This window comes from Azospirillum sp. B4, assembly GCF_000333275.1.
In the GTDB taxonomy this organism is placed as follows: Bacteria; Pseudomonadota; Alphaproteobacteria; order Azospirillales; family Azospirillaceae; genus Nitrospirillum.
Genome location: NZ_BACU01000537.1, coordinates 1 through 9,794, shown reverse-complemented (window position 1 = coordinate 9,794; position 9,794 = coordinate 1). Strand labels below are relative to the sequence as shown.

At 68.5% G+C, this 9,794-nt stretch carries 11 protein-coding genes; 3 read left to right on the top strand and 8 right to left on the bottom strand.

Annotated elements, in window-relative coordinates; genetic code table 11:
• Window positions 1-155: 155 nt before the first annotated feature.
• Window positions 156-1,079, bottom strand: coding sequence for a 2-dehydropantoate 2-reductase (gene panE, locus I55_RS24220; protein ID WP_252181297.1), 924 nt, complete (start codon window positions 1,077-1,079; stop codon window positions 156-158).
• Window positions 1,080-1,239: 160 nt separating this feature from the next.
• Window positions 1,240-2,136, bottom strand: a complete 897-nt coding sequence (locus I55_RS24215; protein ID WP_049974451.1) for a LytTR family DNA-binding domain-containing protein — start codon at window positions 2,134-2,136, stop codon at window positions 1,240-1,242.
• Window positions 2,137-2,338: 202 nt separating this feature from the next.
• On the opposite strand from I55_RS24215, the gene I55_RS24210 reads away from it, so the two are divergent.
• Window positions 2,339-2,845 carry a DUF6622 family protein gene (locus I55_RS24210; protein WP_044563265.1) on the top strand — a complete coding sequence of 169 codons (507 nt, stop codon included), beginning with the start codon at window positions 2,339-2,341 and terminating at the stop codon, window positions 2,843-2,845.
• A 77-nt stretch (window positions 2,846-2,922) separates the two neighbouring features.
• Here I55_RS24210 and I55_RS24205 read toward each other — a convergent pair whose 3' ends face one another.
• Together I55_RS24205 and I55_RS24200 are read right to left on the bottom strand one after the other, a co-directional pair.
• Complete coding sequence (locus tag I55_RS24205; RefSeq protein WP_044563263.1) at window positions 2,923-4,044, bottom strand: GTP-binding protein; 1,122 nt, start codon at window positions 4,042-4,044, stop codon at window positions 2,923-2,925.
• 46 nt (window positions 4,045-4,090) lie between these two features.
• Window positions 4,091-4,633: a Fur family transcriptional regulator gene (locus tag I55_RS24200; protein ID WP_083901391.1), complete on the bottom strand. Its 543-nt coding sequence runs from the start codon at window positions 4,631-4,633 to the stop codon at window positions 4,091-4,093.
• A gap of 171 nt (window positions 4,634-4,804) precedes the next feature.
• On the opposite strand from I55_RS24200, the gene I55_RS24195 reads away from it, so the two are divergent.
• Both I55_RS24195 and panC read left to right on the top strand, forming a co-directional pair.
• Complete coding sequence (locus I55_RS24195) at window positions 4,805-5,629, top strand: DUF6134 family protein (protein WP_044563261.1); 825 nt, start codon at window positions 4,805-4,807, stop codon at window positions 5,627-5,629.
• A 115-nt stretch (window positions 5,630-5,744) separates the two neighbouring features.
• Window positions 5,745-6,644, top strand: coding sequence for a pantoate--beta-alanine ligase (gene panC, locus I55_RS24190; RefSeq protein WP_252181295.1), 900 nt, complete (start codon window positions 5,745-5,747; stop codon window positions 6,642-6,644).
• Here panC and I55_RS24185 read toward each other — a convergent pair.
• The 4 genes from I55_RS24185 to I55_RS24170 form a co-directional block, all read right to left on the bottom strand.
• Complete coding sequence (locus I55_RS24185; RefSeq protein WP_044563259.1) at window positions 6,641-6,985, bottom strand: hypothetical protein; 345 nt, start codon at window positions 6,983-6,985, stop codon at window positions 6,641-6,643. The genes panC and I55_RS24185 overlap by 4 nt on opposite strands.
• Window positions 6,986-7,029: 44 nt before the next feature.
• Window positions 7,030-8,229, bottom strand: coding sequence for an SLC13 family permease (locus tag I55_RS24180; RefSeq protein WP_044563256.1), 1,200 nt, complete (start codon window positions 8,227-8,229; stop codon window positions 7,030-7,032).
• A gap of 71 nt (window positions 8,230-8,300) precedes the next feature.
• Window positions 8,301-9,167 carry an MBL fold metallo-hydrolase gene (locus tag I55_RS24175; protein ID WP_044563254.1) on the bottom strand — a complete coding sequence of 289 codons (867 nt, stop codon included), beginning with the start codon at window positions 9,165-9,167 and terminating at the stop codon, window positions 8,301-8,303.
• A gap of 205 nt (window positions 9,168-9,372) precedes the next feature.
• A complete protein-coding gene (locus I55_RS24170) occupies window positions 9,373-9,669 on the bottom strand; it encodes a cation transporter dimerization domain-containing protein (RefSeq protein WP_083901390.1) in 297 nt (98 codons plus the stop codon).
• Between the last annotated feature and the right edge of the window lie 125 nt (window positions 9,670-9,794).

Genomic DNA, 9,794 nt, shown 5'->3' with positions numbered 1-9,794 from the left:
CACCCAGGGCAAGGACATCGCCGTCCCCATGCTGGCGGCCCTGGTGGAAATCGAAACCGGCACGCCGATGCTGCAGTGAGCCGATGCTGCAGTGAAATGAAAAAAGCCTCGGGGATGCTCCGGGCTTTTTCCTATCCCTCAACTGCCAGTCTGTCTCACGAGCCCGTCCGCCTCGCCTCATAGGCCCGTAGGTGGGTGGCGGACAGGGTCAATAGGGGCAACTCCAGGCCCAGCTCGCGGCCCCGGCGCAGCAGGTCGCCCACGATATGCTCCCCCTCCGTCGGGCCGCCCTTCTCGATGTCGCGCATCATGGAGGCGGAGAGGGTGCTGTCCTGCATGGTCAGGTGGTAACGGGACTCCGCGTCGCGCTCGGCGCTGGGCGGGTGGCCAGCGGCCGTCGCCACACGGGTGCATTCGTCCAGCAGGCCGGTGATGAAGGCCAGGCCATCCGGCGCCTTCAGGATGGCGCCGATGGGCGCGCGCATCAGGGTGGTGCTGCCGGCCAGCGTCGCCAGGAAGTAGAATTTCTCCCACATCTCATGAACGATGTCGGGGCTGTTGACCACGGTGATCGGGCACTTGGCGTAGGCCTGGGCCAACGCCTCCGCCACCGGCGCCTGGACGAGATGACGGGCACCGAAGGTCAAGCGGTTGAAGGCGTGCAGGTGGCGGATGGTGCCGTCCGCGTCCATGGTGATGGTCAGGTGGCAGAGGCCACCCATCACCCGCTCCGCCCCGAAGGCGGCGTCCAGCTTTTCCAGATGGTTCATGCCGTTCAGCAGCGGCAGGATGCGCGTATCCGGTCCCACCGCCGGGCGTATGGTCTCGATGGCGGCGTCCAGGTCGTAGGCCTTGCACGACAGCAGCACCAGGTCGAAGGGCTTGTTGACCCGGGTCACGGCCTGCACCGGCAGTGTGATCTTGCCCTGCGGGCTGATCACCACCAGGCCATTTTCCATCAACTGGGCATGGCGCTTGGGCCGCACCAGGAACGTGACGTTCTCCCCCGCCATCATCAGGTGGCCGCCGTAGAAACCGCCGGTGGCGCCGGCGCCCAGCACCAGGACACGCATGGTCATCGCTTGTTCCCTCTTTGCAAACGCCGGGCACCCGCGTCCGCGGGCTTGGGCTTCCTCGATTTCCAGTCCGCTGACGCTCCTCGGAGATCTGCCCCCGGGAAATCCGCGGGGCCGGTGGTCGCCGGCCTAAATCGTTCACGCCCCCAAACGCCGGGCGGGCTTAGCCTTCCGTTGCCTTGGCCTCCAGCCAGCCGGCGGCCTTCAGGCGCGGCAGGGCCGTGCGGCTGACGGGCACCAGCGTGCCGTCTGTCAGTCGCAGCTGCGCCGCCTGTCCACGCACGGTGGCCTCCGCCACCGCCTCGCGCGCCACCCAGAAGGAGCGGTGGACCTGCATCCCGCGTTCCTCCCCCAGTTCGGCGGCGGCGTCGCGCAGGCGCATCAGCACCAGATCGGACCCCCGGTCGGTATGGATGCGCAGGTAATGGTCCTCCGCCTCCAGCGCCAGAAGCCGCGCATCGGAAAGACGCGGGCAGGCGCGGGCGAGGAAGGCGGCGGCCGGATCGGCGGCGGGCGCCGGTGGGGCTTCGACCAGGGGCGCGGCCATCGAAACGACGGCGGCCGGATCGGCCGTGAATGCGGGCGCCACCGCCTCCGGCGGCGACGGATCCCTCCGCCCCAGGATCACGGCGAACACCAGGGTGGTGATCGCGACCTGCGGCCAGGTTCGCCAGAAGTTCAAGGTACCCATCGGCACCCGGGTGAACAGGCCAAACAGCAGCATGATCCAGAGCGTGGCGGGCAGCGAGGCGATCAGGGCGGCGACGCCCCGCCGCTGCCAGGCGGGCCAGGCGGCGGCGATGGACCAGAGGCGCAGCCCGGCATGCCCCGTCCGCGCCATGGCCGCCACGCCCACGGCGGAGGCGCACCAGAACGCCATGCGGGGAACGGCATCCATGGACAGGAAGGTGCCATAGGGCCCGAACATGGCCAGCACCAGGGCCAGCGCCACGATGCCGCCCCAACTGCGCATCCAGGCGGGAGGGTTGACGGTGACGATGCCGGCAAGGCTGCCCGGCGGCCGCCTGTTGGCGACACCCGCGTCAGCCCCCCGTTCCATCCCGCGTTCCGCCGCCAAAGCCGGCCTCATCCGTTCACGCTTCGCGAACCGCCTTTACCAGTCACTCACGAAATCCGTCAAGCAGGCCGCGAAGGCGACGTTGCCGGCGGCGGGCCAGCCGGGCGAAGGCTAGGTCCATCAACCACTTGGCCCGCCCACCGGACACGTCCGCCGGGCACATGCAATCGGAGCCCGCGTCATCATGGAAATCATCGCCCGCATCGTCAGCCACACCCCCGTCTGGATCTTCGCGCTGTTCGCCTTCCTGGTCTTCATGGGGGTGCGGCGCCTGCGGACCAACGTGCAGCAGACGGGCCGGGTCTGGCTGATCCCCGGCGTGTTCATCATCTGGGGCCTGTACGGCCTGATCACCCGCCCCGGCCCCATGGGCCCGGTGCTGCTGGAATGGGCGGCCGGCGCCGCCGTCGGCCTGATGCTGGCCCGCCTGTCCACCATCCGCATCGAGGTGGACCGGGCGCGCGGCTTGGTGCGCCAGCAGGGCAGCTGGATCCCCCTTGCCCGCAACATCTTCCTGTTCGGTTCCCACTACGTCCTGAACGTCCTGGCCGCCGTGCGCCCCGACCTGCATGACGCGGCCATTGCCCTGGACATCGGCGTGTCGGGCTTCAGCGTCGGCTACTTCGCCGGCTGGTCGTGGGCCTTCGTCCAGGGCTATCGCCGCGCCCCGGAGGTGGCCCTCGCGGTCTGATCCGGCACGCCAAAAAGAAAGCGGCAGGGGGAATGCCCTTCTGCCGCCTTCCTCATTTCCCGACGTGGGGTTGAGCCTCACCCCACGCTCTTGCCCGTGCAGCTGGCGTACAGCGTCTCCACCACCTGGCGGCTGACGTTGCGGGTGATGAAGACGATGCGGCTGCGGTGGTCATCGCTGGGCCAGGCGTCCAGCTGCACCGGCGGGTGGAACAGGTGCTGGACGCCGTGGATGACGATGGGCTGGTCGCTTTCCCGCACATTCAGCACGCCCTTCACCCGCAGCACGTCGGGACCGCGCAGGCGGGCCAGCGTCTCCAGAAAGCCCACCAGCTCATCCCAAACCAGGGGTTCGGTGAAGGTCAGGCAGAAGGCGCCGATGGCCTCGTCATGGCGGTTGGCGTCGTGGTCATGGTCGTCATGCGCGCAATGGCCGTGGTCATGGTCGCAATCCGCATGGTCATGGTCGTCGTCATCATGACCGTGATGGTGGTCATGATGATGGTGGCCGTGGTCGTCATAGGCCTCCGCCCGCAGCCAACGCTGCACGTCCAGGCTCTTGGTTTCCGGGTTGTAGAGCCCAGCATCGAACAGCAGGACGGGCAGCGCCTCCTCCGTCTGGGCGTCGACCAGCACGGCGGCCGGGTTCAGCTCCGCCAGCCGCTCTTTCAGATAATCCACCGCCGCCGGCGTGGCGATGTCGGTCTTGGTCAGCACCAGCCGGTCGGCCACCGCCGCCTGCTTCAGGCTTTCCTCCTGCGCGTCCAGCTGGCCCATGCCATGGACGGCGTCCACGGTGGTGACCACCCCGTCCAGACGGAAGCGGGCCGCCACCAGCGGATCGGTCATCAGGGTGTGCAGGATGGGTGCCGGGTCGGCCAGGCCGGTGGTCTCGATCACCACGCGGTCGAACTCCGGCACCTCGTCGCGCAGGCGGCGCAGGTACAGGTCGCGCAGGGTGTCGGCCAAGTCACTGCGGATGGTGCAGCAGATGCAGCCCGAATCCATCAGCACCGTGTTCTCATCCGCCTTGGCCACCAGCAGATGGTCCAGCCCAACCTCGCCGAACTCATTGATGATAACGGCGGTGCGGGCCATGCGCGGGTCGCGGATGATGCGGGACAGCAGCGTGGTCTTGCCGCTGCCCAGGAAACCGGTCAGGACGGAGATGGGCAGGCGGGCGGCGGATACGGCGGTCACGGGTCTGCGATCCTTACGTCTTCAAGGGAAATGGACAGGCGGGGCGTCAGCCCGCCGCTTGGCAGGCGGGGCAGAGGCCCAGGACCTCCACCGTCTGGCGCAGGGCGCGGAAGCCGCGGGCGGCGGCGCCGGCGGTGATGGCGTTGGCCACGGCGGCGTCGTTCAGTTCGGCGGCATCGCCGCAGCGTTCACACACCAGGAATTGGCCGGCGTGGCTCTGGCCCGGTTCCGGGCAGCCGACATAGGCGTTCAGCGACTCGATGCGGTGGACCAATCCCTGCTCCACCAGGAAATCCAGGGCCCGATAGACGGTCAGCGGCGCCACACGTTTGCCGTCGACCGCCATCTCTTCCAGGATGGCGTAGGCCCCCCGCGGCTTATGACTGGACCACACCAGTTCCAGCACCCGTGCCCGCAAGGTGGTCAGGCGGGCCCCCCGGGCCTCGCACAGGCTGTGCGCCCGGGTCAGGGCATCCCCCACGCACGCCTTGTGGTCATGCGCACCCCCCTGGGGGCCGGGGTGGTCATGCCCGCCCTTGAGGGGGGCCGCATGGACATGCGGGCTAGAGCTTTGGGTGGCCACCGACATCATTCCAGCCTTTCCTGCACTGCCATTCAGGCGAACCATAGCACGGAAGGAACGGGTTTCCTGTCCGCGCCCGTGAACTAAGCTATGTTACCGTTCGTAGTCGTGTCCGGAAACACAGCACACCGGACGCGGCCAAGGCCGGGGGGCACCATCGCATCGAAGGGACGCGCGATGCCACGAGACTTCAATACGCCGATCCTGCGACAGGCGCTTGTCATCAGCACCGCCCTGATATGGGGAGGGGCCGGTCACGCCGCCAGTACGGCCACGCCCCCGGACCTGGGGCCGGCCGCCTCCACGCCCATGCCCTCCACCCCCGACACGACGGTGGAACAGTCACTGGACTTCGCCGCCCACTATGGTCGCAACACGCCGCTGGGCCATCACCGGGTGACCGTGGCCAGGGCGGCCAACGGCGACACCGTGGTGGACGTAGACATCAGTTTCGAAGCCAAGCTGCTGATGATCACCGCTTACCGTTACCACCACACCAGCCATGAGATCTGGCACAATGGCCGGCTGGCGGCGCTGGAAAGCGACACCAACGACAACGGCGACACCGACTGGGTCCGGGGCCATGCCGTGGCCGACGGCTTCGCGGTCGAAAGTTCCCACGGCAAGGTGACGGCGCCGGCCGATATCCTTCCCACCAGCTATTGGAATCCCGGCACACCGAAAGCCACCCGCATGCTGGATACGATCCGCGGCGTGGTCATGGACGTGAAGGTGGACCGCGACGGGGAGGAGGTCATCCACGCCGGTGGCGGCGCCATCGCCGCCACCCACTATACCTTGAGCTTCATCACCAACCCGCCGCCCGCCACCAGCAAGGTGGATTTCTGGTACGACGACACCGGCCGCTGGCTGAAGCTCGCCTTCCATGCCCGGGGGCACGACGTCGCCTACGCCCTGCAAGGCGCGCCAGCCAGTGAGGTTCAGGTGGCATCACCCAGCGGCACGGAAACCAGCCCGCCGGCACCGGAGAAGAAGGATTAACCTTATCCGTCTTCCTAGACGCCGGCGCGGCCTGGTGGCTGTGAGAACCCGCGCGCCCGGACGGGAACCGGAAAGCGCTTGCCCGGCCGCCGCACCCATCGCTAAATGCCGGGCCATGAGCACGGACACCGCCGCCATGGCCCCGCCCTTCCCCCCCTCGCCGCCCATCGTCCGCACCCCGGACGAGCTGCGCGCCCGTGTCGCCGCCTGGCGCAAGGAAGGCCTGCGGGTCGGCCTGGTGCCCACCATGGGCGCCCTGCACGAAGGGCACCTGACCCTGGTCCGCCGGGCGCGCGACCTGGCCGACCGGGTGGTGGCCAGCGTCTTCGTTAACCCAACCCAGTTCGGCCCCAACGAGGATTTCAGCCGCTATCCCCGCGATGAGGCGGGCGACGCCCGGTTGCTGGCCGGCGCCGGTTGCGATCTGCTGTACGCGCCGGGGGTGGAGGCGATCTATCCGCCGGGCTTCACCACCACGGTGGACGTGGGTCCGGTGGCGGTGCCGCTGGAGGGCCACTTCCGCCCCGGCCATTTCCAGGGGGTGGCAACGGTGGTGACCAAGCTGCTGTTGCAGGCCCTGCCCGATGTCGCCTGCTTCGGCCAGAAGGATTACCAGCAGCTGGCGGTCATCCGCCGCCTGGCGGCCGACCTGGACATCCCCGTGCGTATCGAGGGCGTGCCCACGGTGCGCGAGGTGGACGGCCTGGCCCTGTCATCGCGCAACCGCTATCTATCAGCGGAGGAGCGGCAGCAGGCCGTCACCATCAGCCAGGTGTTACGCCACCTGCGCGACACCCTGGGCGACGGTGGCCAGCCGGTGGCCCCGGCCATCGCCCAGGCCACCGACACGCTGACGGCCGCCGGCTTCACCCGAATCGACTACGTCGCTGTGGTCGACGCCGAGACGCTGGCACCGCTGGAACGGGTGGACCGACCGGCCCGCGCCCTGGTCGCCGCCTTCCTGGGCCGCACCCGCCTGATCGACAATTTGGCATTGGGGCCGGGAGCGGCTTAGTCCGGAGGCGACAGTCGGCTGGTGGAGGTGGTGACCCAGCCCTGGTCGCGCATGCAGGCCAGCACGGCCTCGTGGACCCGGCCGCCGTGCCAATCCGAAATCGGATAGTCCCGGCCCGCCTCCACCTCGGCGAGGTGGTCCGGATCGTGGGTGGCCACGCAGGCGCGCAAGGTTTCAGGAAAATGCGCTTCCTTGTCCCGCACCAGGGCCTGCTGCTGCGCCAACGACGGGTTGCCCCGGGTCAGCAGCGCCATGTCCACGTTCCAGCGCCGGTCGCCCCGGTAGGCGCAGGCGGCGAGCACCGCCAGGCAGGCCACGGTGATGACAACGCGGCGTCGCATCGCCCCTCCCCTCACCAGGCCGCGATGTGGCCAAGCGCCACCTGCTATAGGGCGGCCAGCGCCAAGGACAGCACCGTCATGGGGATGCCGCAGCGGGCGTGCTCGCGGAAGCCCAGGGTGACGCCGGCGGCGGCGGCCCGCTCCACCGTGATGATATTGGCCAGGCTGCCCGGCAGCAGCAGGTTGCCGGCCAGGGTGGAGAACAGGGCCAGGGCATAGAGCGCCCCCTGCGGCGGCTGGGCCCACACCTTCATCAGCAGCACCACGGCCGGCACGTTGCCGATGGTGTTGCTGGCCAGGACGGAGAAGCCCGCCAGGAAGGGCAATCGGTCCAGCGGCAGGCCGGCGGCGGCAAGCTGGTCCACCAACTGGGCCGGCAGGCCGGTATCAGCCAGGGCGCCGGTCAGGATGAACAGGCCGGCGAACAGGGCCAGCAGGTGCCAGTCCACCAAGCCCAGCATGTCACGGCTGGCGAAGCGGCGGCTGATCAGCATGCAGCCGGCGACGCCCAGCACGGCGACGTCGCGGGGAAAAGGCGTGGTGAACAAGACCAACAGCACGGCGATGCCGATCAGGCCCTTGGACAGTTGCCAGGCGCCGGGCGTCCCGGGCGGCGTGGGTGGCGATGGCGGCAGGCCATCCGCCAGGCGCCCCCGCCACACCCGCGCCACCACCACGTAGACGACCACCAGCGACAGCAGGGCCGGCACGCCGCAGGCGGCCAGGAAGCGCCAGAAGTCCAAGTGGCCCAGTTGGCCGATCAGGATGTTCTGGGGGTTGCCGATGACCGTGGCGGCGGAACCGGCGTTGGCGGCGCCGGCCAGGGCGATGAGATAGGGCCGGGCGTCCAGCCCCCGCGCCCGCAGGCCGGCGCACAACAGCGGCGTCATGGCGAAGACGACGACGTCATTGGCCAGCAGGGCCGACAGCCCGCCCCCCACGCCGACCACGGCGGCCAGCAGCGCCTCCGGCTTCCACGGCACATTGGCCAGGCGCCAGGCGCACCAGTCGTAGAAGCCCGACAGCGCGAACTGCGCCGACAGGATCATCAGGCCCAGCAGGATGAACAGGGTGGGGAAGTCGATCGCCTTGATGGCCGCCCCCTCCGTCACCGCGCCCGCCACCAGCAGGACGATGGCGCCCAGCATGGCGATGCCGGTGCGGTCCACCTTCAGCCGCGGCAGATAGCCAATGGCCATGCCCAGGTAGACGACGGCGAAGGTGATGAGGATCAGCGGGGTCATGGGCGTCAGCGCTACAGTGCCGCCACCCCGCCGGCAAGCGGGAAATGCGCCTAGGAAATCAGTCGGATGGATTAGGCCGCGGCTTCGGCGGCACCCTTCTTGGGGGCGGATTCCGCCGCCATGTCCACCTGCAGGCCTTCGCGTGCGGCGAAGCACCGCGGCCATTCCTGCTGCGCCTCGGCCTCGATGGCCTTCATGCGCACGTCATCATGGTCTGGATCGTGATGAAACAGGCACAGACGGCCGACACCGGCGGCGCGCGCCAGGCGCACACCCTCGCGCCAGGTGGAATGGCCCCACCCCCTGCGGCCCGCGAACTCCTCATCGGTGTAGGAGCAATCATAGGCCACCAGGTCGGCGTCCTGGATCAGGCCCAGGACGTTGGCGTCCATGCGGTCGGGATCATGCTCCGTATCGGTGACGTAGCAGAAACTGCGCCCATCGTACTCGATGCGGTAGCCGGTGCCGCCGCCGGGATGGTTTAGCGGCGCGGTGCGCACGGTGATCCCGTCGCCCAGGTCCAGGGTGGCGCCGGGACGGAAATCCTCGAACACCAGCGAGGCGCGCAATTTCTGCAACGGCACCGGGAACAGGCAGCTATCCATGGGCTTTTCCATCACGGACTGGATGCAGTGCGCGCCCTGGCAGTGGCCCGCCATCACCCGCATGGAAAAGTCGGTGCTGTAGCACGGCTCGAAAAAAGGAAAGCCGTTGATGTGATCGATGTGGGTGTGGGTCAGCAGCAGGGTGACATCATTGATGCCCCTTGACCGCAGGCTCTTGCCCAGGGACCGCAGGCCGGTGCCGGCGTCCAGTACGAGCGTGCGGCGGCCCGCCGTCACCTCGATGCAGCTGGTGTTGCCACCATACTCAAGATGACTGGCCATCGGACAGGGGACGGTCCCGCGGACACCCCAGAAGGTAACGGTGAAACCCATAAACCAAAGCCCCGAATTCCATCGCGGCCAAACTAACCCCACCTCATCCACAGGTCTGTGACGTGTCGCACAGGGCGGGGCGCGCTTGGGCACAAGTGCACAGGGATTGTCAAGTGATGTTCGCCCCGTGAACACACAACCACACTTTAAGGGGTACCCATCCTAGCGACAATAGACCCTTGAACCGCGCGAGCTTAATACCGGGTTAGTGTCGGCGGGGGCGCAGGCGATGGTCCAGCCGCTCGTCATCCAAGCCGGCCGGTTCCTGGTGGATGGTGACATCAGCGTTGGGAAACGCGGCGCGCACGGATGATTCGATCTCATCCGTGATGTCGTGCGCCTCGGCCAGGCTGAGGTGGCTGTCCAGCTCCAGGTGGAACTCGATGTGCTGTCCCACGCCAGTGGAGCGGGTGCGCAGGTCGTGCAGGCCGCGCGACGCGGGGTGGGCATTCACCAGGTCCGCCACCCGTGTCCGGTCCACGTCCGGCAGCTCGCGGTCCATCAGCACGTCCAACGCCGTGCGTGAGATACCGACGGCGCCCCAGACCAGGAAAGCGGCGATGCCTCAGCGAACAGCGGGTCCCAATAGCCCTGGCCCCGTCAGTTCCCAGCAGCAGCGAAATCATG